General features: G+C 39.9%; 25 protein-coding genes and 2 pseudogenes. 3 read left to right on the forward strand and 24 right to left on the reverse strand.

The genetic code is table 11. The features are described 5' to 3' along the window. Position 1: 1 nt before the first annotated feature. Positions 2-799: a transporter substrate-binding domain-containing protein gene (locus DXB43_RS10805; protein WP_117841721.1), complete on the reverse strand. Its 798-nt coding sequence runs from the start codon at positions 797-799 to the stop codon at positions 2-4. A 247-nt stretch (positions 800-1046) separates the two neighbouring features. On the opposite strand from DXB43_RS10805, the gene DXB43_RS10810 reads away from it, so the two are divergent. Continuing rightward, complete coding sequence (locus DXB43_RS10810; RefSeq protein ID WP_117947554.1) at positions 1047-1910, forward strand: type II CAAX endopeptidase family protein; 864 nt, start codon at positions 1047-1049, stop codon at positions 1908-1910. Here DXB43_RS10810 and DXB43_RS10815 read toward each other — a convergent pair. The 11 genes and pseudogenes from DXB43_RS10815 to DXB43_RS10870 form a co-directional block, all read right to left on the reverse strand. Then, positions 1907-4678, reverse strand: coding sequence for a DEAD/DEAH box helicase family protein (locus tag DXB43_RS10815; protein WP_117947555.1), 2772 nt, complete (start codon positions 4676-4678; stop codon positions 1907-1909). The two genes, DXB43_RS10810 and DXB43_RS10815, sit on opposite strands and share 4 nt — an antisense overlap. Continuing rightward, the gene (locus DXB43_RS10820; RefSeq protein WP_242997852.1) at positions 4675-5307 is read right to left on the reverse strand and encodes an NUDIX domain-containing protein; all 633 of its coding nucleotides are present in this window, start codon (positions 5305-5307) and stop codon (positions 4675-4677) included. The genes DXB43_RS10815 and DXB43_RS10820 overlap by 4 nt, the downstream gene beginning before the upstream one ends. Before the next feature lie 348 nt (positions 5308-5655). Continuing rightward, positions 5656-5856, reverse strand: a pseudogene (locus DXB43_RS10825) (bacteriohemerythrin); the annotation flags it as partial. Further along, positions 5843-7102: an HD domain-containing phosphohydrolase gene (locus tag DXB43_RS10830; RefSeq protein WP_199535045.1), complete on the reverse strand. Its 1260-nt coding sequence runs from the start codon at positions 7100-7102 to the stop codon at positions 5843-5845. The pseudogene DXB43_RS10825 and the gene DXB43_RS10830, both read right to left, overlap by 14 nt. Positions 7103-7110: 8 nt before the next feature. Beyond that, entirely contained in the window at positions 7111-7485 is a 375-nt protein-coding gene (locus DXB43_RS10835) for a desulfoferrodoxin family protein (protein WP_117947599.1), read from the reverse strand. Positions 7486-7512: 27 nt separating this feature from the next. Beyond that, complete coding sequence (locus DXB43_RS10840; RefSeq protein ID WP_117841718.1) at positions 7513-8457, reverse strand: L-lactate dehydrogenase; 945 nt, start codon at positions 8455-8457, stop codon at positions 7513-7515. Between the two features lie 27 nt (positions 8458-8484). Beyond that, positions 8485-9027 (reverse strand): rubrerythrin, encoded by a 543-nt coding sequence (rbr, locus tag DXB43_RS10845; protein ID WP_117947600.1) that lies wholly within the window; start codon positions 9025-9027, stop codon positions 8485-8487. Positions 9028-9047: 20 nt separating this feature from the next. Continuing rightward, positions 9048-9440 carry a Fur family transcriptional regulator gene (locus tag DXB43_RS10850; RefSeq protein ID WP_117947557.1) on the reverse strand — a complete coding sequence of 131 codons (393 nt, stop codon included), beginning with the start codon at positions 9438-9440 and terminating at the stop codon, positions 9048-9050. A gap of 130 nt (positions 9441-9570) precedes the next feature. Next, positions 9571-10320: a peroxide stress protein YaaA gene (gene yaaA, locus DXB43_RS10855; protein WP_117947558.1), complete on the reverse strand. Its 750-nt coding sequence runs from the start codon at positions 10318-10320 to the stop codon at positions 9571-9573. Then, positions 10320-10775, reverse strand: coding sequence for a thioredoxin-dependent thiol peroxidase (gene bcp, locus DXB43_RS10860; RefSeq protein ID WP_117947559.1), 456 nt, complete (start codon positions 10773-10775; stop codon positions 10320-10322). Before bcp ends, yaaA begins: the two co-directional genes overlap by 1 nt. 331 nt (positions 10776-11106) lie before the next feature. Further along, positions 11107-12696 carry a GGDEF domain-containing protein gene (locus DXB43_RS10870; protein ID WP_117947560.1) on the reverse strand — a complete coding sequence of 530 codons (1590 nt, stop codon included), beginning with the start codon at positions 12694-12696 and terminating at the stop codon, positions 11107-11109. 170 nt (positions 12697-12866) lie between these two features. Between DXB43_RS10870 and bilS the strand changes: the two genes are divergently transcribed. Then, positions 12867-13379 (forward strand): flavodoxin family protein BilS, encoded by a 513-nt coding sequence (gene bilS, locus DXB43_RS10875; RefSeq protein WP_117841715.1) that lies wholly within the window; start codon positions 12867-12869, stop codon positions 13377-13379. Positions 13380-13430: 51 nt separating this feature from the next. Here bilS and DXB43_RS10880 read toward each other — a convergent pair whose 3' ends face one another. The 6 genes from DXB43_RS10880 to DXB43_RS10905 all read right to left on the reverse strand — a co-directional run bounded on the left by DXB43_RS10880 (position 13431) and on the right by DXB43_RS10905 (position 19806). Beyond that, on the reverse strand, positions 13431-15122 hold the full coding sequence (locus DXB43_RS10880) for an EAL domain-containing protein (RefSeq protein WP_117947561.1): 1692 nt from the start codon (positions 15120-15122) through the stop codon (positions 13431-13433). A 46-nt stretch (positions 15123-15168) separates the two neighbouring features. Beyond that, positions 15169-16887: a HAMP domain-containing methyl-accepting chemotaxis protein gene (locus DXB43_RS10885; RefSeq protein ID WP_117947562.1), complete on the reverse strand. Its 1719-nt coding sequence runs from the start codon at positions 16885-16887 to the stop codon at positions 15169-15171. A gap of 570 nt (positions 16888-17457) precedes the next feature. Continuing rightward, positions 17458-18123: a helix-turn-helix domain-containing protein gene (locus DXB43_RS10890; protein ID WP_117947563.1), complete on the reverse strand. Its 666-nt coding sequence runs from the start codon at positions 18121-18123 to the stop codon at positions 17458-17460. 208 nt (positions 18124-18331) lie between these two features. After that, on the reverse strand, positions 18332-18742 hold the full coding sequence (locus tag DXB43_RS10895) for a VOC family protein (RefSeq protein WP_330417879.1): 411 nt from the start codon (positions 18740-18742) through the stop codon (positions 18332-18334). Further along, a complete protein-coding gene (locus DXB43_RS10900) occupies positions 18726-19352 on the reverse strand; it encodes an alpha/beta fold hydrolase (RefSeq protein ID WP_117947564.1) in 627 nt (208 codons plus the stop codon). Before DXB43_RS10900 ends, DXB43_RS10895 begins: the two co-directional genes overlap by 17 nt. Positions 19353-19380: 28 nt before the next feature. Next, entirely contained in the window at positions 19381-19806 is a 426-nt protein-coding gene (locus DXB43_RS10905) for a GNAT family N-acetyltransferase (RefSeq protein WP_117947565.1), read from the reverse strand. A gap of 191 nt (positions 19807-19997) precedes the next feature. Here DXB43_RS10905 and DXB43_RS10910 point away from each other — a divergent pair. Continuing rightward, a pseudogene (locus DXB43_RS10910) lies at positions 19998-20175 on the forward strand (ATPase); the annotation flags it as partial. Positions 20176-20292: 117 nt separating this feature from the next. Here DXB43_RS10910 and DXB43_RS10915 read toward each other — a convergent pair. From DXB43_RS10915 to DXB43_RS10940, 6 genes are all read right to left on the reverse strand, one after another. Beyond that, positions 20293-20670, reverse strand: a complete 378-nt coding sequence (locus DXB43_RS10915; RefSeq protein ID WP_021748087.1) for a translation elongation factor Tu domain protein — start codon at positions 20668-20670, stop codon at positions 20293-20295. 115 nt (positions 20671-20785) lie between these two features. Continuing rightward, the gene (locus tag DXB43_RS10920) at positions 20786-21139 is read right to left on the reverse strand and encodes a hypothetical protein (RefSeq protein ID WP_117841711.1); all 354 of its coding nucleotides are present in this window, start codon (positions 21137-21139) and stop codon (positions 20786-20788) included. 170 nt (positions 21140-21309) lie between these two features. Further along, entirely contained in the window at positions 21310-21954 is a 645-nt protein-coding gene (locus DXB43_RS10925; protein ID WP_330415599.1) for a YczE/YyaS/YitT family protein, read from the reverse strand. Between the two features lie 35 nt (positions 21955-21989). Further along, positions 21990-22538 (reverse strand): histidine phosphatase family protein, encoded by a 549-nt coding sequence (locus DXB43_RS10930; protein WP_117841710.1) that lies wholly within the window; start codon positions 22536-22538, stop codon positions 21990-21992. A gap of 27 nt (positions 22539-22565) precedes the next feature. After that, positions 22566-23087, reverse strand: coding sequence for a hypothetical protein (locus tag DXB43_RS10935; RefSeq protein ID WP_117841709.1), 522 nt, complete (start codon positions 23085-23087; stop codon positions 22566-22568). 30 nt (positions 23088-23117) lie between these two features. Beyond that, complete coding sequence (locus DXB43_RS10940) at positions 23118-23993, reverse strand: Rpn family recombination-promoting nuclease/putative transposase (protein WP_117841708.1); 876 nt, start codon at positions 23991-23993, stop codon at positions 23118-23120. Positions 23994-24274: the final 281 nt, after the last annotated feature.

The raw sequence follows: 24274 nt of genomic DNA on the forward strand, positions 1-24274 counted from the left end.
ATTATTTATTTCTTACTACAATAACCTGGCTTGCTGTTGCATAAGTATCTGTAAAGTCAATGTTCTTAAGACGGTCTTCTGTTACAGTCATTCCTGCTGCACCAAAATCTGCTTTACCGGAAGATACTGCTGCGATGATTGCATCAAATTCCATATCTTCAATCTCTAAATCATAGCCAAGCTTGTCACAGATTGCTTTTGCGATGTCTGCATCGATACCAACTACGTTGTCACCATCATAATATTCGTATGGCTCAAACTGTGCATTGGTTGCCATGGTAAGTTTTCCGTTTGGATATTCTGTTCCCTCCGGAGTCTCATATGGATGCTCTCCTGTTTCATCACCAATATAGTTGCTGATGATAGTATCGATTGTTCCGTCGGCTTTTAACTCTTCGATTGCTTTGTTGAATTCGTCTGTTAAATCTGTGTTATCTTTTGCGATACAGATTGCATATTCCTCTGCATCAAAGGTATCATCTAAGATTTTCAAGTCATCATTCTTCTCAACAAATGCCTCTGCAGGCTGCTTGTCGATGATTACACAGTCGATCTTACCGGTCTTTAATGCCTGGATTGCATCAGAACCTTTGTTGTAACGCTCTACGGTGCTTCCTTCGTCCTCGTATGCTGTTGCATCGGCATCTCCGGTTGTTCCAAGCTGAACACCGATTTTCTTTCCCGGAAGGTCATCCTTGGAATTTACTGTGTTTGCAGCTACAGATGAGCCACATCCTACCATTGCTACTGTCATTGCTGCAGTTAATAAAAGTGCTGCAAATTTCTTCATGTTCTTCATATTTATTCCTCCTCTGATTATAATTATGTGAATTTATATTTCATACAGCATCATAAAATATATCAACATAACGCCTAGTATAGCATGATTCCGCCTATTTCACAAGTACCCGGAGAGTATTTGTCTGCATTTAAAAATACATTTTTCCATGTATTTTTAAACAGGCGGTACCTCAGTAGTTTGCATATTCGCTTCATAATTGTTATAATGTGCCAAGAAAAGTGATGATACTTGAGGAGGTTTTTTCATGAAGCGATTTGGCAGAATTATGTTCTGTTTTCTTCCGGCTCTGCTGGCATTTGGCCTGCAGCAGCTTATCTCCATTCCGGCAGTAGGGCTTGCCCTGCTGGGTGGTTTTTATACCAAAGGGGCAACTTCTATCGATGACTGTATGGATGCATTTTTAAATATTATTTCCACCGCCAATTTTAATGCCGGTGTCAGTGCAGCCTACGGTACTGTTGCCCTTGTGGTATTTGCCTACTGGTATTATAAAAAGTTCCGGCAGACAGAACCGGAAAATGTACGGAAACCATTTAATATTCCGGTTATCTTCGGCATTCTTATTACTGCAGTAGGATTACAGTATATTACCAATTACATTGTATCTTTTACTGCAGCCATTAACCCGCACTGGCTGGAATATTACAGTAACCTGGTAGAATCGGTGGGACTGGATGAGCCTTCCCTGATTCTGGTTCTCTATTCCGTTCTGATTGGACCTGTCTGTGAAGAACTGATTTTCCGTGGACTGACTTTGAAATATGCCAAAAGAGCAATGCCTTTCTGGGTTGCTAACCTCTTGCAGGCACTGCTCTTTGGTGTGTTCCATATGAATATGATTCAGGGTGTTTATGCTTTTGTGGTAGGAATTGTTCTTGGATTTATCTGCGAGAAAAGCCGCAGCATTTATCCTTCCATGCTTTTCCATATCCTCTTTAACCTCTGGGGAACCTTCTCTCCTGACTGGTTTATGTATAAAGCAGATACCGTTCCGTTCTTCTTCCTGTGGTTCTTTGTTGGTGCAGGACTACTGGTTGCAGGACTGCTCCTCTTTTTCTTTGGAGTAAATAAAAAATATCCAAAAATTGAAAATTCTTATTATTCTTAATATCCTTTTGCAATTTTCTTTCCCTGCAAAAGGCTCTGGTTTTGATTTACAAAGGAGCGTGTCCTCTCTTTTAATAATAGTTTTCGTCCTTCCGGGGTTCTTGTATATACCACATGGTATGGTCCAAGAGCCCTTTTCATATGTTTTTCAAAAATCAGGGCACGTTCCTTTTGTCTTCCGAATATTTCCGGGACACTGTAACACTCTCTTGATGTGCCAAAGATTTTTTCCCGGATAAGAAGATATCTTGGATTATCAATAACACCCCACAATTCTTCCATGCAGGCAGAATAGGTTGTCTTATCTCTGGTGGTTCCACCTTTAAGCCAGGTACCTACCACAAGTCCGTTAAAGGATTCTACTTCTGTCCTGCAATGGGCACCATCCTCTAATTCCCCGCATTCCCTCAATGCATCTAGCATTGCTTCGCTAAGCTGTTTCATCCGTCTTGCCGGGGTGCTGAATTTAAACAGACGTATCCCCTGATAGACAATTCCGGCAAATGCGGCTAACAGCGCAATTCCAAGTAACAGGAAAGCCGGATGATTACCAAGCTTCTGTGCCATCATTCTTCCACTCATTAAGAGCATTGCAAGTATTACCTGTATGATTTCTATACAGACCGCATTAATAAAGATATATCCGGTTTCTATTTCTTTTGCTGCAATTTCATCTATCTGTTCTATTTCCATCTGATTTCGCACTTCCTGCAAGGACTGGTTCCATCGCTGCCTCAATGCATTTCTGTCCTTTGCACGCTCAAGCATCATGCGGTTTGCTTTATCTACCTCATATTTTGATGTTATCTTTGGAATGTCCAGCCGACCGATTCCGCTTTCGATTACATCTTCCCTGCAGGATACTCCTAAAAATGATTCAAACCGGCGTTCCAACATTTCATAATCGCCCTCTGCATCGGTATTACTCTGCTGTCCCCGCTCTTTTGGAAAAATGCAGGCAAGATGCCAGATGTTTCCGGTCTTATCCGGCTGCTCTCTGTCGGTACGGATTGCTCTTCCACGCATCTGGTTACTCAGCATAAAAGACCCTACATAAGTTGCCAGTATCAGGGAATTGATGCACGGTGCATCCCAGCCTTCTCCCAGCAATGACTTGGTTCCAATCAGTGTATGAATCTCTCCCTGGCGGAATAACTCCGTCACAACAGCTACGGTGTGGGTACTCTTTCCTTTTATCATAAGCTGTCCGTATCCGGTATCTCCCAGTGGATTTAACGTTCCGCTGCAGCCATACTGTGCCAGCAATTCCGGCAGTTTTGCTTCCACTGCCATTGGAACGATTATCACTGTTCCGCTCAGTACACCCAGCCGGATTCCAGTCATGTTCTGTCGCCTTAAATATTCAAAAATCGGCACTGCACCAAGCTCTGTTACCAGTGTATCTTTACTTCCAATCTCCGGCAATTTGTCTTTCTTAATATAATCGCAGAGAACCAGAAGGCGTAAATCATTTCCCAGTGCCTCATACTCAGCCTGCACAATGGTATGGATGCTCTCCATCTTTCCCTGGCTTTTCATAAGTACCTTTTTTATGGCTTCATTATCCCGCAGTGCAACCTTGTTCCGGTAGATGGCTCCTGCCTCTTTTAATTCCTGCAGCAGGCTTTCCCGCTCTGCTTCCATCATGGTATAGGACTCTCTGTCCTCATAAAGAACACCCTGCAGTAACACTTCCATCCAGTGTGCATCCATTCCCGGCAGCTTTCCCTTTGTTCCGATGAGCTTCCTTAAATAACCGGAAAATGGAATCCCTTTTGCCTGGCAGTATACCAGCAGTGCTGTAAAATACTCCGGTTTATCTAAGAACCGCTCACTGTATTCTTCCGGATGCATAAGCCCCTGATGGGAAGATACGATTCTTCGCAATGTCTCATCTGCCATCATTTTCTGCACCTGCATCTGCATCCGCTTCTGATGTTCCCTGACATATGCTTCCTCTTCTCTTGTCGGCCAGTTAAAATAAACGTAGTCCTGATGCGGACAGAGGCTTCCTTCTTTTACCAGTTCCGGCGTAAAGATTTCTTCATCAATCGGTCCGCACATATCGATATAACGCTTCCACTGTGCCGGTGTGCTGTCATATGGCGGTGTTGCTGTCAATGCAATGATTTTCACATCCGGCAGCTTGTCTAAGAAAGTCTCCAGTGCCTTCCACCACTCACTACGAAGGTGATGTGCCTCATCCAGACAAATTGTTGTAATACCGGCTTCCTTTACTGCCTTAAAAATATCGAAATCCCGGTAGTCAACCTGCTCCGTTTCCTTCTCTCCATCTGCTTCTTCTGTCACTCCGCCGGCTGCCACTTTACTGTCTGCCGCATCTACTCCATCCACCGCTTCACTGGCTGCTGCATCTTCCTCTGCCGCTTCCCCGCTGTCCTCTTCCAGTGTGCCCTGCTCCCGCTTCATGGCACTGTACAATGCCTGATAAGTCGTTGCAGTCATCTGTTTCATCTGTTTCAAATTATTGGATAATATTTCCTGTGGATCTGCCTCTTCGGTTAAGAAGCCCTCCTGTATACGCATCAGCCATTGCTGGCGGATGGTAATGCTAGGTGAAAAAATAAGGCAGGGTGCTCCCAGCCTCCGAATCAGTTCTATTCCAAGTGTAGTCTTGCCGGAACCCGGCGCTGCCACAATATGTATCTTTCCATCCTTCAAATACTGCTGTGCATGTAAGAGTACTCTTTCCTGATAATCTCTCCACTTTCCCCGAAATTGCAGGATTCCCTCATATCCTGTGTTCATAAATTTCCCTCCATCAACATTTTAATAAATGCAGTATCGCGATATATCCACGGTTCCTTCGAAAATGGCTCATTTGCTTTTACAATCTCTTCCGGTGTCATCCATTCCAGATGATAGCCTTTTGCCTTCTCGCTTTCTGTCATATGCGGTTCTGTTGTTCTCTCCTTAACTGCACAGGCAAAGAAATAGGTGTGACAGTGATATATTTTATCTGTTTCAAATAAATCACGGCGTTTTTCTTCTATCTCGCCCAACAGCTGCATACTTCCCGGGCATAATATCAAGCCGCCCTCTTCTAATACTTCTCTGGAAAGTGCCGTTTCAAAATCTTCCTCACCATCCATGCCGCCGCCTAATATTTTGCAGTCCCCTGCCCTTCCGCGCTGGACTGCAATTTTTCCATTCTTTTCTATGATTGCCCGGACGCACTTTCTTTCAAATACTGGCATGCCATCCTCATAATCTTTTTTATCTAATACCAGAAGTATCTTACTTTCCGTCATTTTCGTTTCCTCGCTCTTGTCAAAGTTACCTAATCTGCCCACTGAAAACTGTTTACCATGGTCTCTGCTGTCCGTATAGGTACCTTCACCATTTACCTGGGCATCACTGCCCTGCACCTGCATCATAAGCTGTGAAAGAATAGTCCTTTGTATTAATTTCTCACCATAATATGTAATGTCGGTTGAAATCGCATTACTAATAGCTAGTATACCATAAACATACTGTTTTTGGGAAGAAATGTCCTATTTCATCCAATAAACAGCTATCTTGTCGCTTTCTACTCTCCAAAGTCATAGTAAGCAGTTGGTTTATCACCAAAGATACCTCCTCTTACTGCCAGCACAAAGTTTCGCTTAGCAAGCACTTGATGCGTTTCTTCTACGTATGCATATTGTCAAGTGTATGTGTCATATTTTATATTCAAAATAAAAAAGGCTGCTACTCTCTAAAAAATAACAACCTTTCTTACTATATCAGCCTTTTGGAATTTGACCATCGACATACAGAATGTGATTAACTAACCACTCTGTGAGATATTTTAAAATTCCCATAATCTGTTCATCTTGATCTTCTACCTCATCATTGTGATGTTCCATAAATTCATCAAGTTTATGTATAAATTCCTGATGTTGAACTTTCTGTGTAAATATCTTCTTATAATTAATAGATTCCACCAAAACATTTCCTAATTTTCCTGGAAATATCAGAATCAACAAAACCTTTCTTCGCCATGTCATCGAGCATCTCACACGTTTTTTCGTGCGATAAACCTTTCTTATATGGTCTGTCCTCGGTTAATGCCTGATAAATATCAATACATGCCATAATACGTTCCGGCTCATTTAATTCAGCTGCGGTTTTTCCAAAAGGATACCCTTTTCCATTTAATTTTTCATGATGGAAAGCTGCCCAGTCTCGTATTTCTTCAAAATCATTAACCTCTGATAATATAAGGTATGTATAGCCAGCATGATTCTTCATTTTTGAAAATTCATCTTCCGTAAGCTTATCCGGTTTTTCCAAAATTTCATTGCCTACTGCCATCTTCCCAATATCATGCAGTGCACCAGCCAGATAAATTTTTTGCACATTAATAGAATCATATCCGATATATTGAGCAAAAAAAGCTGCTTTTTCAGCCACTCCTATAGAATGTCTGCTTGTAAAAGAAGATTTATAATCTACAATCTTTGCAAAAAAATCTGCAACATTTTTACACGTTTTCCAATCAAAAACCCGTTTTTGTCTTGGGATAATCTCCCATAGCTTCATTTCAAAAGAATTATCACTTAAACATATAAATGATTCAGAATGTGTGAATGCATGAAAAAAGGCATTCACACATTCTGAATCGAATAATCCATCCCTATTTTTTAAAAGGTACTGACATATAAAATTCCAACTGTTATTTCCAGTTCCCGTGTTATTTCCTATAATATCAATGGTATCTGCAAGATGAATAATCCTTGCAAACAACGGAATTTCATTCCACTTTTTTTGAAAAGGACCTGTTCCATCGGCATGTTCATGATGATACAAAATCACATTTGACACATCTGTTTTAAATGGAATTTTAGTAATATTTTTTTCTCCATAAATACAATGAAGATTTGTTTTTTTCTCGGATAAATCTTTTTTACAATTAATAACGGAATCCTTTTTCAGTTCTTCCGAAATATATTGTGTCAAAGCATTATCATGCAGTAAAGCACACATGGCTAAATCTTGTAATTCATCACCTTGAATTTTCCAATATTCAGCCATGCATATACTTATATAAGCCACTCTTTTTCCATGTTTGTTTTTGATATTCACCAACTCTGCTTCTATACAGTCCAAAGCATAAGAACAGGCTCCTGCAAGTCCGATGATATCTATACTTAGTTCTTCTTTCATTGGTATAATCCTATCATAATACATTTATGTTTTTAGCATTTCCATAATCCATGCAGGTTACAATATGCATATACTTCTTCTACCTGTTCACCATCGCAAAGATAAAAATCTGCTACCGGCTCCTGCCCTGGATTTAACTGTTTTCTGTATATTCCCTGGTTTGTATTTAATGTAATCCACTCAATAAAATGCTCTTCAAGCATTGGATGTTTTGTCTCTCCGACCACGACATGAATATGACTGCCTTCTATCGTATATACAGGTACATGCTTCTCGACAGCGGCATCTGTCACTCCGGCTTTTAATTCCTGCATAGGTTCTCCGCAACAAATTACAGGTACACCCTTATCCTTTACCTTTTCAACAATGTTTCCACAATGCTTACAAATATAATATCTTACTTCCATGCCTTTTTCTCCTTCCATGTGTAAAATTTATAATTCAATTGTCTCCATAATCTTTTTCAATGAATCTGCAGATTCCTTAAGCTTTAACGCTTCCTCTCCACTTAAATTAATAGGTATATCAGACTCAATACCATCTGCACCTACAATAGCTGGCATACTTAACGATACTCCGTCAATATCATATACTCCATGCATCATGTGTGATACAGGAAGTATTGATTTTTCATCTCTCATAATCACTTCGCAGATTCTTTTTACAGACATTGCAATTCCATAATATGTAGCGTGCTTTTTGTTTATAATCTCATAAGCACTGTTTTTGACTGCTGTAGCTATTTCTGCCGTGTTTTCCTTGTGCTTGTAATGTCCACGCATTTCACACATTTCACTTAATGGAACACCAGATACATTGGCTGATGACCATGCTACAACTTCGCTGTCTCCATGCTCACCTACTATAAATGCATGAACACTCCTGCTGTCCACAGATAAATGCTCACCAAGCTTATATCTTAATCTAGCACTATCTAACACAGTACCCGATCCAATAACCCTGTTTTCTGGAAGTCCTGATAACTTTATGGCTACCTGAGTCAGGATATCTACCGGATTCGCAACTACAAGCATGATACCTGCAAAATTTCTCTTTGCTATTTCAGGAATGATTGACTTAAATATTGCTACATTTTTATTTACGAGATCAAGCCTTGTCTCTCCCGGTTTCTGTCCCGCTCCGGCAGATATGACAACAATTGCAGCATCAGCCACATCATCATAATCTCCGGCATATATTTTCATCGGACTCGCAAATGGAATACCATGACTGATATCCATCGCTTCTCCTTCTGCCTTGTTCTTATCTGCATCGATAAGGACAATCTCTGTAAACAAGCCACTCTGCATCAGAGCAAATACCGATGCAGAACCAACAAAGCCACAGCCTATCATTACTGCTTTTTTTGAATTAATCACTTTCTTCTTCGTAATAATCTCATCTCCTTAATAATTCTCTTCATGTACTTCAAAATAGCTCTGTGGATGATTACATACCGGACATACTTCAGGCGCCTTAGTTCCTACCACAATATGTCCGCAGTTACGGCATTCCCATACCTTAACTTCGCTCTTTTCAAATACCTGTGCAGTTTCAATATTCTTAAGAAGTGCACGATATCTTTCCTCATGGTGCTTCTCAATCTCACCTACTGCCCTGAATTTTGCTGCAAGCTCAGGGAATCCTTCTTCCTCAGCTGTTTTAGCAAAGCCTTCATACATATCTGTCCACTCATAATTTTCGCCTTCTGCCGCTGCCGCCAGGTTTTCCTTTGTGTCACCAATTCCTGCTAATTCCTTGAACCACATCTTTGCATGTTCTTTCTCATTATCTGCAGTCTTTAAAAACAATGCTGACATCTGCTCGTAACCTTCCTTTTTCGCTACAGAAGCAAAATAGGTATACTTATTTCTTGCCTGTGATTCCCCTGCAAATGCCTCCTGCAAATTCTTCTCTGTCTGTGTTCCTGCATATTTGTTTGCTGCCATCTCTTTTACCTCCATTTTCTTTACAACTTTTTCTCCCTGCATTTTTGGCAAATGCCTTTAAATGAAATATCATAATCCACAAATTCAATTCCATGAGTGTTATGAATTCTTTCCAGCAAATCCGGTATTTGATCCATATCCACATCAAAAATTTCACCGCACTTTATACATCTTACATGGTAATGATTTTTCAATGTAAAATCAAATCGGTTCGGTCCATCCGGAACTTCAACCTTTCTTAATGCACCTTCCTCTACCAATATATCAAGATTTCTATATACAGTTCCTTTTCCAATTGTTGGATATGCTTCTTTTATAAATTCATACACTTCATTTGCCGTAACGTGTCTTCTCATTTCGTATACGGCATTTCTTACAAGATCTTTTTGAATGGTATTTCTCCTACTTGTCATTTGTCCTCCTTATTAGGATTACTTCTTAATAAGGATTATATGTCACTATTATCCTGTTGTCAACAAAAAAAATAGTAATAATTCTCATTATTATAAAAGATGCCAAACTGAGCATCTTTTACCTGAATAACTATTTTATTTTGCGTTCAAATACATATTCTGAATCTGAAGATAAATCAGACCTAAACGAATATCCGAGTCTGTCAAATTTCTGAATCTCCATCGGATTTTCAATATTATTTTCCGCTATGAATCTGACCATTTCACCACGAGCCATCTTGGCATAGGTACCTTTTGTTACCAATTTATCTCCGGATAACTCACAAAATACAATCGTAATATATCTGTCCTGTGGTGTCAGATACTTTTCTATACATTTTGAGTATTCTTTTGATGCAAGATTAATGATAATCCTACTGTCATCGATTACTGCACGGTATAACAATTCTCCCCAGTACTCATACAGATTTTTTGCATCTCCAATTCCAACCTTTGCCTGCATTTCAAGACGATAAGGAGTCACACCATCCATTGGTTTTAAAATGCCATAAAACGCAGACAAGATTCTTAAATGATTTTGCAAATACTCAAACTGCTGGATTTCAAACACAGACGGTGCCATATATTGAAATGCAATCCCTTCATATGCTAAAACAGCCGGAGTAAGCCTGTTATAAAGATCCATATTTTCCAATCTGTTAAAGTTCTGCTCTGCAATCTTGTCATTACATTTCCAGATAGCTTTCAGTTCTTCTTTTGATTTGCTTTTCATCCAGTTTAATACTTCTGCTGTCTTATCAATATAGACAGGCAGTTCAACCGGTGCTAAGTTATCGGTATCTACAATCATCTTTTTTGCAGGTGATAAAATAATCTTCATTATGCCAATTCCTTAAGCATATTTTCAGGATCATCTGCCGCCTTGACTTTATCATTTGCCTTTATAATGATTCCCTGCTCATCAATAAGATATGTAGTTCTTACTACACCCATAGATACTTTTCCATAATTTTTCTTTTCTTTCCAGACATCATATGCTTCAATAACTTTACGCTCCGGATCTGCTAATAGCGTAAATGCCAGTCCGTATTTTTCTTCAAATCTCTTGTGAGACGCTACAGAGTCCTTGCTTACTCCGAGAATAACAGCTCCCTTCTCAGTAAACTGTGGATAACGCTCAGAAAAGCCACATGCCTGCTTCGTACATCCTGGTGTATTATCCTTTGGATAAAAATATAGGATCACTTTTTTTCCTGCATAATCGCTTAATTTATGCATTTTTCCATTCTGATCCGGCAATTCAAAGTCCGGTGCTTTTTTTCCTACTTCTAACATATTTTATTCCTCCAAATTGATTAATCTGTTTCCAAAATAAATATCTCTGGATCATTAACAATATTATACATTCCATCCATTACTTCCGACAAGCAGGGAAAGAAAAATAATCAATCCAAATACAAAAGGATGTATCACGATAATTCTTGCATTACCTTGACACATCCTTTCGTGTTGTATTTTTTATTCTTCTTAATGACAGCTATGGTTTCCACATCCATGCTCACCACATGTATGTCCATCCCCATGGAACACGGAAGGTCCAGAATCGTTTGATGGCTTCACGCAAGGATGATGCTCCGGTGATTGCCTCCAGGTCATTTTTTCTGGCCTATGCATCCGTCTGCTGTTCCTCAAGCTTCTCATAAAACCGGTAACTGTTCTTACCATTCTGTTTGACATAATACAATGCCTTGTCCGCTCTCATATAATATTCTTCAAAGTTTCCTCCCTGTCTGCACATGCACAGACCGCAGGACAGGGATGCCGGTGAAGTCTCTACCGTGAGATTTTTTGCCGCACCAAAGCTTTCAAACAGCTTTCTCATCCGCATGTTCATCTCTTCTTCTGATGCCTCCGGCAGATAGAACAGGAATTCATCTCCTCCCAGCCGGCAGACCACTGCGTTCTCCATGCACTCTGTGAGCATTGCTCCTACCAGCCTGAGAGCACAATCCCCCGCCTTATGTCCATAGACATCGTTGATCTTCTTAAGATTATCCATATCGACAAATCCCAGACAGCCATCATGCTCCTGCATTTTCTCAAGGATCAGCTTTTCACCCTTATGACGCATAGGAAGACCCGTCAGATAATCCAGGCTTTCCCTGGCCTCTCTCTGCCTGGCCAGCTCCAGCTCGCGGATGCGGTCCATTGTCTGGATCAGCGTAACGACCAGCAGGACCACCAGTCCGGTTGCGATAAAAATTCCTGACATTGACACCACTCGATACACCTCTGTCACCTCCAGCATGACTGCAATCATGGCAACTACCAGTCCGATCAGCGGAAGCTTGTAATGTTTCGCCGTTCCCTTGATGAGATCCCGGCAAATGGTGATAAATATTGTCAGGAACGTTCCTGCAATCACTAGGTGGGACAAGAACATTGTCGAGATAAAATCTGCGATATTCAGTAGCTGTAAGGACGTGCATAGTACAAAGTTCACACAGGTGATACACTCTGCCACATGATAGGCCTTCCGGTACCTTCCCTGCTGCACACTGTCAATATAGAACATGAGCGGAACCGGGCAGAGCATCACAACGAAGAAGCACATATTCGACAGAATAGAAGCATTGGAAACGAACAGCTGGCGCAGCTTCGATTCTCCCAGCATCCACACTGCTCCCAGAATCATGCACCATCCCAGGTACTCCAGATCAAATCTCGTCTTATATATAATATCAAGCACCAGACTGATGATCAGCACGACCAGCCCGGCAAACAGCATGGTGCAGGCGATCAGAGTTACCATAAAATAGCAGTGGAGTATATATGCCCAGATATCTGATTTGTCCCCACAATATACCGTGTTGACGACACCGGAATACTTGTCGGTAAAGGACTGCAGTTCAATCCGCACTTCCTGCCCCGCATCCTCGCCGGATGTCTCGCAGAACACATACCCACTGGCAGAATTTTTCCCAAAAGGTCTGGTATTCTCCGTATCATACAACGCCCTCAGTTCCCCACCGATGTAAATGCGCACATTCTCCAGAGAGGACCTGATGGCGATTGTATTTTCATGATAATCCTGTGGGAGCACTGACCGGATAACCAGAGGCTCTCCGGCAGGCACATCACATTTGCCCGGAACCGGGATTTCCTCTTTGGTTCCGTCTGCCAGCACCCGGTAAAAGGTTCCGGTATAAGTAATGCTTTCCTCCGTGACCATTTCCCTTATCGGGGTTCTGTCCATGATTTTTCCCCCACTTATGAACAAGTTTATCACAAGCGGCAGGAAAAGCAACTATCCATTTCGCTCTGTAAAATGTTTATGGAAAATTCATTGGACAAATCATGCTTTCCGAACTAAAATAGGAATGCGATATGATAATTTCATGATCCTATGAAAGGAGACAACATGATATGAAGAATAAAAAATATTCCATCGTTTATAGCAGCTTAACAGGTAATACCAAGGTGCTGGCTGATGCGATCCACGAGGCATTACCTCAGGATGAATGTGAGTATTTCGGTGTGTCCGACACAGTGATCCCTTCTTCCGAACTGCTCTATATCGGATTTTGGACAGACAAGGGGAATGCAGATACCAAGACATTACAGCTATTATCACAGTTAAAGAATAAACAGATTTTTCTGTTTGGAACTGCAGGCTTTGGTGGCAGTGATATCTATTTCCGGAAAATCCTGAATCAGGTTAAGCAGTTCGTTGATGCAAGTAATGTTATCGTCGGAGAGTATATGTGTCAGGGCAGAATGCCACAGTCTGTCCGGGAACGCTACTTAAAAATGAAGGATGCTCCCGATCATCCGGCAAATCTTGATGTATTGATCCAGAATTTTGACTGTGCATTGTCTCACCCTGATGCAGATGACCTGGAGAGACTCAGACAAGCCGTTAGGAACTCATCCTTCTGATAAGACCATAAAATAAGGCAGCCCCACATATCTGAGGCTACCTTACTCTCTTTATTTAACATTGATGCCACTGACATATTGCTGTAGAAACTGTTTCTTTCCACATGGTCTTCCAAAATAATATCCCTGCAGATAATCAACCTTCATTTCTTTCATTTTCAGAAGCCATTCTTTTTCCTCGATGCCTTCTGCGCATATCCTGACGTTAATACTATGTACCATTGGGATGATATTTTTATATAATTCATAATCCCTGTCACTGTTCATCGCCTTGGCAGTAAAATCCCTATCCATTTTCACGTAACTTGGATTCATATCACGGATACAATGAAGATTCGAATATCCTGTTCCAAAATCATCGACCACAAAGGGAATTCCGTTCTTGTCCAGAGTTTTACGAAATTTACAGAACGAAGGTGTCATATCCATAAATCCGCTTTCTGTCATTTCAACACATAAGCATTCCGGCTGTAATGAATATTTTTGAATTGCATCCAGAATATCCCGCTCCACATTGCCTTGCAGAATCTGAACATAGGATACATTTACATTCATCCGGAAGTCAGGAATATATTTCTGCATTTCACAGCACATTGCTGCAGCTTCGTTCAAAATATATCTTCCAGCGGGAATGATCAATCCGGTCTCTTCCAATAATGGGATAAACTCCATTGGTGAAACAAACTCCCGCCCTTCTTCCGTTATCATGGAAAAACGCATCAGTGCCTCTGCTCCAATGATCTGTTCGGACTGACAGTCCACGATCGGCTGGTAGTATACTTCAAAGCCATCATAATGGTTCACAATAGCATTACGAAGTGTTGCTATGATTCTTCCTTTTCGTAAAAAGACCTCATAGTCATCCTGGTCAAAAATATAGAATCCATTTTTACCCATGCTTTTTGCCTGTTTCAAGGCAAATTCAAACTTTTTACGGCATTCTTCGGTTCCCTCACAAAATGTTGCTGCATCTATAACACCAATCGAAATAGAAAATATAGCTTCATAATTTTCGGCTACTATGAAATTACGAAGTTTATCTGTAATCTTTTCTTTCAGTGCCACAGCGTCTTCTGCAGAGGAAGCTTCCAGATCCACGATTACATACTGATCCGCAACCAGATGGTAAAGCCTTTGATTATCAGAAAGACAGCTCTCCATGCAGTCGGCAACACTTTTTAAAATATAGTTACCATAATCCGCTCCTCTGGAACTATTGATTGCTCCGAAATCATCAATTCCTATATGCATAAGAAAACCCTTGGAAATGGGTTCCTTTTGTGCACGCAGGTAAGCAAGGAATTCCGGCCCGCCAAGCAGTCCTGTGACATTATCGGCTCTTCTCCTGTTGCCGGTCTCATTCAGACACCCGACCAGATACTCTGCCTTTCCCTGCTGATCAATGATCACGATACCACGGCAGTTAATCCAGACCGGCATACCGTCTTTATCAAGCCACCTGTAATGAAGATTATGTACATTTTCTCTTCCTTCGCATATATCCGCAAGATGCTTTGCAAGCATCCTGCGGTCTTCCTCATATACTACCTTCATAACTTCATTTGCAGCATCTGTCAGAACATTTTTCGACATATTAAACCGTTTCACAGCTGACTGTGAAATCTCAAAGGTATTATTCTGCAAATCAAATATATACAGGTAATCATCCATACATCCTGTAATGATCTCAAATAAGATTTCTGCTGTCTGCTCTCCAAACACTCTAAATATATCATTAATCACAACAAGAACCTTCCTTCCGACAACTTCACTCTATTCCTGCCATTTTCTAGAATAGCTTAAAGATATTCACACGGTCATGCATCTTGGATGCTCCCTCTGCCAGATTAATACTAATCGCAGTATTCTCTTCGGAGGATGCAGCATTGCCCTGTACTACGCCGGACAGCTGTTCAATTCCCTGGCCAATCTGCTCCAAGGACTCTGCCTGGGAGTTGGCTTTCTCCATGGTGTTCTCTGCAAGCTCTGCAAAGGACTCCATATCTGCAATGATTTGATTGAATGATTCTGCTGTTGTTCTTGTAATCATATTGCCCTTTTCGATTTCCACTAAGGTCTTATCGATCAGATCTCTTGTATTTACAGCAGATTTTGCACTGTCTGCTGCCAGCTTGCCGATCTGATCTGCCACTACTGCAAATCCTCTTCCTGCTTCTCCTGCTCTGGCAGCTTCAATGGAAGCATTCAGGGATAACAGATTGGTCTGGGATGCAATATCCTCGATATCTGTGATAATATTACCGATCTCCTTGGAGATTTCTGTAATGTGCTCCATTTCCTTCAGCAGATCGTTCATTTTTTCTTTTTCTTCATTCGCTTTATTTGCAGAGGCTTTTACACGTGCAGATGCACTCTGTGTTTCCTTCGCCGTATTTGCCGCCAGATCCACGACCGTATCAATGGTGGCATTCAATTCCTCGATGACTCCTGCCTGCTCTGTTGCACCGTCCGCCAGGGATTTTGATGCATTTTCCACCTCGGATGAATTCGATGATACCTGTTCTGCCAGATTGCTGATCTCAGTCAGGGTACTGTTAAACCGTTTCAGAATATACAGCAGTGATGCCTTCAATTCCGAGAAATCTCCTAGGAAATCTGTAATATCATCACCATTTCTGGTCAGGTCACCCTGCGCTATTGCCTTTACCTCCACAGAGATCTCGCTGACATAATCTGCCAGAATACCCATGGCTTCTTTCAGATTTCTGATGGTATCGCCAAGCTCATCCTCAGACTCATAGGTAAGCATTTCTACATTAGACAGTTCGCCCTTACGCAGGCTGGCAACTGCTGCCTCTATCTGTTCTACCGGCTCGGTAATGGAATTGGTAATGATCTTTCCGATCAGTGTCGTCACTACAGCAATCGCAAGACCTGCTGCCACGATCACGACAAATATGATGATGGTGCATACATTGGCCATGGTCTTTGCCCGGTCTAATTCTGCCTGGAACGCATCACTTAATTTAGTTAATTTCTCAGCAAATGACTTATAGTCTTCATACACCTCTCCGGTCATCAGTTTCGATGCTTCCTGCTGTTTACCCTCACGGCTCAACTTCAGGATTTCATCTGAAGCATCTCTGTATGTTTCCCATGCAGCGCTTGCTGCTTTGTAATCATCCTGTCCTTTTTGAGCATCACTGTCTGCGGACATGATTGCATCCAGATTCACACTGGTATCCTGGATCTGACTCTCCAGCTTCTGGATTTCTTCTTCGCAGGAGTTCATGACTGCATCATCTGATTCTACCAGATGCTGATACTGTTTGATTCTGTATTTCGCAGTCATTGTCTCTAAATCCTGCAGATATTCCAATGACGGAGACCAGACCTCCGTAATCTTCTCTATATTTGAACGGATCACTAATGTCGAGAACAGTGCCACCAACACTAAAAATAATGTCATAACAAGCACTGTCATTCGATATACTTTTAATTTTCCTGCAACCTTTAAGTTAGCTATACGCTTTTTGATCTTTTCCATGATAGTTTTCCCTTCCTTTGTAAATTATGGATCTTTTATCACATTTGTTTATCCATATATAGAACTAAAATAGCATACTTTATTGGAAAAATCTATCAAAAAAGCATTAAATTATTTTCTACGGTAATTTTTCATATCTAAAGTAACAAATCGTTACCTTTACTTTGAAAAATATCAGTAAAAATATATCCACTTATAAGATTGTCCTTACAAGTGGATATTTCTTTTTAGCTTATTTTTTTGCAACCGTAATTAAGTAATGATGGTAGTATAACAACCTCATTTGAAGGTATTTGCTTTCATATTTGATACTCCTGTTGCTAACGAGCCGCATATTTCTACATTTGATATTCCCACTATCTAGCCATATGAATCTTGAATCTGTAATGTTGCCCGTACACACACTCTATCAGAAGGACTCCAAACATCTTTTGTAATTATTAATATAGTTCTTGCGTTTCCTTTTTCTATATCCCATGCCTCATTTTCATTCTGTAATACTTCTTTTGCATTTACTGGCATACTCCCCAATATTGCCAATACTATCACACAACAAATTACTTTTTTATTCTATACATCTTTTTTAACCTCCTTTGTAATCTCTACTTCCTCTACGCCCGGTATCCATGCATTTCTCCATAATACCCGGTGTCCCAAATACCAGATTTGAATATGTTGTCCTTCTTTAATATCTTTAAAACTTCCGGCACTTCCATCCGGTAATGTTACCGGGATTGCATCATCCTGTGCCAGACGATATACCTTTCCGGGATTTTTTCCATTTGCATCTGTCTCTCTTACATAAATCACTTCTCCCTTCGATTCAACCACTGCATTCATACATAAATGATATTCTAAAATATAATTTTTCTGAATGTTCTCTACACTGTATCCGATTAAAACTCCAAATAGCACAAACAGAATACACAACACCCACCGGTACTTTCGTATCTGTCTTTTTTTCTCCCTCTTTGCAATATCTATAGTATCTTTTACCAGCTCATTTACCGTATGCTCTGCCCTGCCAGCCTCTTCTCCCCGGATAATATCAGCAACATCCACCTGAAATACCTGTGCCAGCTCCTCCATTAATTCAATATCCGGAAATGAGATTCCGCGCTCCCATTTCGAAACTGCTTTGTCTGAAATATGAAGCTGTTCTGCAAGCTGCATTTGTGTCCAGCCTTTCTTTTTCCGAAGGTTTCTGATATATTCGCCTGTTTTTTCTTTATCCATACCCCTCCTCGTCCGTTTGCCGGACTTCTTCTCCTCCCTGATATTTTGATACCTTTATTCTATATGAATTTCGATATTTTTGCACTCTACTCCTGGTTTAGTGCGTATAAAAAATGCAGGAATCAAGGTTTTTCCTCTCTTCCTGCATTGCCTGCTTTTTGATTATCTCTCCAAACCTCGTCCATTTCCGATTTGTGCCTCCTATTTTTCAGACTGTAATTTCAATTTGGTTATCTTCGAATGCAACAATACAACTTTCATAATAACCATCTCCAGTCTTTCTTGGACCGCTGACAACTTTATAACCATCCGCCCTTAACTCTGCAGTCAAAGCATCAACCTTTTCTTTGCTGCCTACGCTAAAAGCAATGTGCGCATATCCGGTACGAGTAAGCTCTTTGGGACAATCCGACATTTCTGGTTTATTCATAATCTCTATGCATGTATCATCATCAAATGAAAGAAAATAAGAGCGGAAATCCGTCTGAAAATTATGATATCCATCGTTTGATTTTGCATCAAAATATTTCACAAAAAAATTTCTTGCTTCTTCCAGATTATTTACATATAATGCAAATGGTGCAATCCTCACAAGCAGGAAGTTAACTGATACTATCATAAAATCTTTGCAACACAATCGCCAACTCTTCCGGGACTTCTATGTTTGCTTCATGACCTGTTTTCATAAGTTCATGGAAGTAGGAATTGTTCAGATAATGGCAAAGTTCTTTTGACGTTTTTTTGTTTGCATTGTCCTTCTCTCCACAAACGATTAATACCGGACAAGACACCTTATGCAGTGAGTCACTGAAATCTAATTCAGCCATCGTACCACATAGTTTAATAACATCTGCTTTTTTGAAGCCCATTTTATTGAATGCCGAATTCGGCATAAGATGAAACAATATATTCTGAACTTTCAATAATTTTCGGGGCATTTTATATTGTGCTGCAATTAATACGAGTGCCTTTACTTTATCTGGGTGGTCTATCGCATAATTAAGTGCCAGAACAGCTCCTAGAGAAAGCCCACATAAGACAATTTCTTCTTTCTCCTTGTCGCATTCTGATGAGAATGCTGAATATAATTCCTTATATGTAGCAGATTTCCTTTCTAACAGCTCTGATAAACTCAAACTGCAACTGCTTTTCGATACTTTCGTTTCTTTTATTACTCTATTCCAACTGTCTGGTTTTTGCCCTAGTCCATGCAAATATAAATACTTCATATATTGTCACTCCGTCAAATTCTGATTTCTATTTTTGTTTCCATAGCATGGTGTATTCTTTTTCACCAGTAGCTTCATCCAAACCTTTACATTGAATAATGAACCCTTCTCTTTGGTAAAAAGAAATTGCTCTGGCATTCTTCCGGTATACATTTAATTGTAATCTATCTTTTTTATCCTTAATATAATTCAATAAAAGCTTACCTATGCCACATGACTGCATTTCTTCAGAAACAAAAATACCTTCAATATATTCATTATTTAGTCCTACAAATCCTTGTATCATCTTATCCATTTCAAACACATAGACTTCGGATTGTGACATCATTTCTTTCACTAATTCATAATTACTTTTCCAGTATTGATTGGAAATAAAATAATGCGTTTTCAGATTTGTCTTTAACCATATGTCAGCAACTCTACCGATATCTCCGTTCAGCAACTTTCTAATCATAACAAATATTCTCCACAACTACATCCTTTCTGCTTTTCTCTTTTTTCATTCTATCACAAGCTCACCATTAATCATCAATTTTTTGATATTTTTTCTTTTTCCCCACTGTAAAACAGCCTCTGAGCGTTTCTATAGGCTTTGATGTCCGGGCAGCCTTCGGGTTGCCTTTACATAGTTTCCACTTTCAAAAAATAAAAAAATTTGTGTTTTTGAAAGTGGGTGCCTATATAAAAACAATCACGAGAGCAAAATATATTGATAGAATCATTGAACTGAATGGCACTCCTGACATCAAGATTATCTTCATCGACTTCATGGATTTGGCGTATGAAAAAAATCAAGGAATAACATTCCTTACACGCCTATGTGTAAGAACATTATCAGGAAGGCAAAACGAACTATATAAAGGAGTCTTCCTGAAAACATACAAAAACTATATAACATAGGGCATGAATGATTTTTTCTCCATCAAACTGGAATTTGTAATTACATTCCATACATATTGGCATTCTTTACAATCACTCTATCTCCTTTTTCTAATTGTTCCTTAGAAACTCCTCTTAACCCAAGTCCAACATGCTCTGTTTTATATCCACAACCATTTGATTTTCGTTCTTTTGTATGTATATCGATGGTAGTAATTATAGTCTCTAATACACCTCCATTTGTTTTATAAACACACGCATTTTCTCCTTCTCTACACATTCCTGTTGATATGTTTCCTGTGGCAACTGTTCCAACCCCCATAATTGTAAATACATCATCAATAATCAATTCAAAGTCTTCTTTTAAACATAATGGAACATCTAATCTGTTCATATACTCTTTTTCTCGCTCTTTTTTGCTTTTACCAAATAATCCCATAGTGTTTCTCCTTTATAACTTCCGATTGTTTTAATTCTTCTCAGTTCCACCTTCTTGCCCTTCGGACAAGAAGTATCCCTCGCTCAAAGAGCTCGGTCAATTATAAGTTGTTATTTCAATGCTTTTTTATCATTTTCTTTTTCATCATATTATGTTCAAACTCAACCCATGCGATTTCAGAAAATAGAACTATCATATAAATAACCACCTGAACCACAACGCCATCCAGCTTTTTAATAAAATATCCAAAAACAGCTTGTGTAATAAATAGCACACAACCCAAAATAATAAAATTTCTGCCATGTCTATGGTTCCATTCCGTAACATTTGTCAGTTCATCTTTACGAAGTGGTTTCTCTCCTGTATTTATTGATACTGGTTTTTCAGACCTATACTGCATAATTCCAAGTATGATAAAAATAAGTGAAATCAATAATGAAATTACCAAATAAATAATTGTAGCAGCCATGTCTATTCCTCCAATTCAGCCTCTGCTTCCACTCTCTCTGCTTCTGCCCTCTCCGACTCTGTCTGTTTCTTATTCTTCGCATTCTCCATATGCCGGTAAAGGAGTTATTCTTGAATTATAAGATGCACAGTGGGACAGTCCTATGTGCCTCCTTTGTTTTGATACCTCTATTAGATATCAGAACGGTCGTTGCCACAAGCAACACAAATTAACTTTTTCGTTTTTGCCGCAGTAAACTGGATGACCGGTCCGGAAATGAGGATTGTTACTATGGTGCATATGCCAAATTTTCCGCCCAGCATAACACCTGTCACAACCATCACGACATCCAGTACCATTCGTACAATTTTTACCTGCCAGTTGTTCTTCTCTGCAAGAGAAAAAGTCAGTGCCTCATAAGAACCCCGCCCCAGGGAGGCTGCCGCATAAAATCCGGTTCCTATGGCAAAAATCACAATTCCTAATAACATGATAAGTGCATTTACCCATATATGCGTACTGTACACATGTGCATTTGCAAACAAATCTACACAAAGGCTATATACAATCTGATAAAGTATCGTGCCGATATGTATCTGTGACCTGTCATAGAAAAACGCAAATACAATCATAACTATGGCTACTATCATGGATGCCATACCGATGCTTACATGAAATGTTTTTGAAATTCCCTGCCATAATACCGCAAGGGTGGCACCACCAAATCCCGCATACAGCGCCAGCGTAATGCCATATGCCGCAACGACTGAACCAGCCACTATAATAATTAATTTTATTGTCCACTCCAATTTACTCATGTCATTCCGTTTTTCCATTCCATTCACTTATCATATTTCAACATCTATCCAATTTACACTTCCAAAATTTTACACTGTTCAAGTCCCGCACTCCAAAACTCCTCAATCGGCATACCTTTCACCTGACAGATAATGCTTGCATTCATCGCACCATGTCCCACAATCAGGATATCCTTACCTTCCTGTAGCTGCGGGTCTATCACTTCCTTCAAAAATGCTCCGGTTCTTGCAAAGAGTTCCTCCCAGGTTTCTGCTCCACCTATCGATTCGTGATATTCTCCCGGCTTTTGAAACAAAATATTAATCGGGCAATCCGGAATAGCAAAGCTGTTTTCGATTCCCTCATAATCGCCAAAACTCATTTCCATCAGCCGTTCGTCTTTTATTATTGGAATTTTCCGGTTTTTTAACACAATTTGTGCTGTCTCAACAGCCCTTATCAACGGAGAACAATAACACACATCTATGTGCAAATCCTTATACTCTTCGCATGCTTTTTCCGCCATCAGGCGTCCTTCTTCATTTAATGGGATATCCGTTCTTCCCTGTATTTTATGTAATGCATTCCATTCCGTTTTTCCATGCCGCATAATATATAACATTTTGAATTTCTCCTAAAATCATAGTTTTTAACTTATCTTTCTGTTTAATAAGCCCCACAAACTCAGGAAACCTATTGCAGCCCCAAGCACCACTCCGGCTACTTTCATTAATTCATTGTTCCTAAATTTTTTATCCGGAAGAATGCCCGCTTTATTATATGAATATTTTATATGATCTGTGGTATATGCAGTTATGGTATCTCCCACTTTATATTCTGCATATACACTTTCCGGCACCTGCATCCGCTTATTATATTCATTCGTTTTGCCACCATGATAATAGAAGAAATAATTTTGAGATATGGCATTATCCGCCGTAGCATCTTCACTCTTTTTATCCGTTATCACAACATCTTCTCTATCATAATCTTCTCCTAATACCATCTCTTCCATTTGTCTGTGAAGTGCCTTCGACGTCAAAAATACGTTTAACCAGACCGCCAGAAAAGCTATGCTTAAAGCAGCAAAACAACTCCAGAACAGAACTTTCTTCTGCTTTCCGGTTAATCGTTCTTTTTGTTTCTGATGCTTCGCCAATTTGTTGCTCATGCTGTAATTCTCACATTCTTTCTAATCGTCTTACTTATCATACTTTTTCAGGAAATACGTTGCCTTATCTTTATCTATATGCAGTTCCTCTTGCAGCAATAAAATAATTTCCTTCTCTGACTTTCCGAATCTGCGTCCAAGTTTTATAACTTCCTTCGTTTTTCCTACTATTTCGCCCTCTTCCAGACCTTCTTTTTTTCCTTCTTTTCTGCCTTCCTCTTCGCCCTGTTTCCGAATTCTTTCTTCTCTCTCAAAGCTCTTCATATATGCAAGACCTACCTCTCCATCCCGCTTGACTGCAGTTACCATCCGGTGTAACTTTTTCAGTTTCTCGGTGGAAGCATTCTCTACGGATGAATGCTCCATGTAATGCAGTAGCTGTTTTAATTCATCCGGTGGATTTCCTTCACTTCCTCTTGTATACAAAAATATGGTCTGCGCCCCATCTTCATACTTTAACTCCGGCACCTCGATGCAACAATTCTTGATTGTATACACCATACGATTCAGTCCAAAGGGATCATAGGTTGTAATGAAAATAACAACAACATTCCGAAGACTTCCATAGGTTTCGCCCGATGGTAAATTTCCGGCATCAATTTTTGCATGATAAAACCGGACTCTTCTTGGTAATGCTGCCATCTCGTTCTTCCCATCATTCTGGTCCGGTTCTATATCAAAGATTTCACCATTCTCTTCATCCAGATATACATCCAGCCGGATTCCGTGGGTTTCTGTATTCTCTCCGCAAAAGAAACGCTGCGGCACTACCGTAAGCTTTCCTATCTGTCGATGCAGAATGCATTCCAAAATATACCTCGCTGACTGTTCCCCATAAATTTTGTGACTGGTTAAGCTGTTTACTAAAAAGTCATCCACCAGATTCAGTTCTTCTAAAGTTCTCATTTTTCCTCCTTTTCCCATAATGCAGTGAAAAGCAGGATTGCATATATCTCATATTTTCCTAAACTTCCGCCTCTTCAATGCACTATGCGTTTATTAATTGTTATTAGAATTTAAAAGCATAGAATTCATTGAATTGATACTAGAAATTTAGACTGGCTTTCACCATTCGAAAATCAGAATATATGCTTTGTGTTGATTGTAACAAATAAGTTCTTTGAATACAAGTAAATTTTTTCCGGCAGACATAACCCGAAAACATAATCTACAGCAGTCTTGTGGAA

Source organism: Roseburia sp. OM04-10BH (assembly GCF_003462605.1).
Lineage (GTDB): Bacteria > Bacillota > Clostridia > Lachnospirales > Lachnospiraceae > Roseburia_C > Roseburia_C amylophila.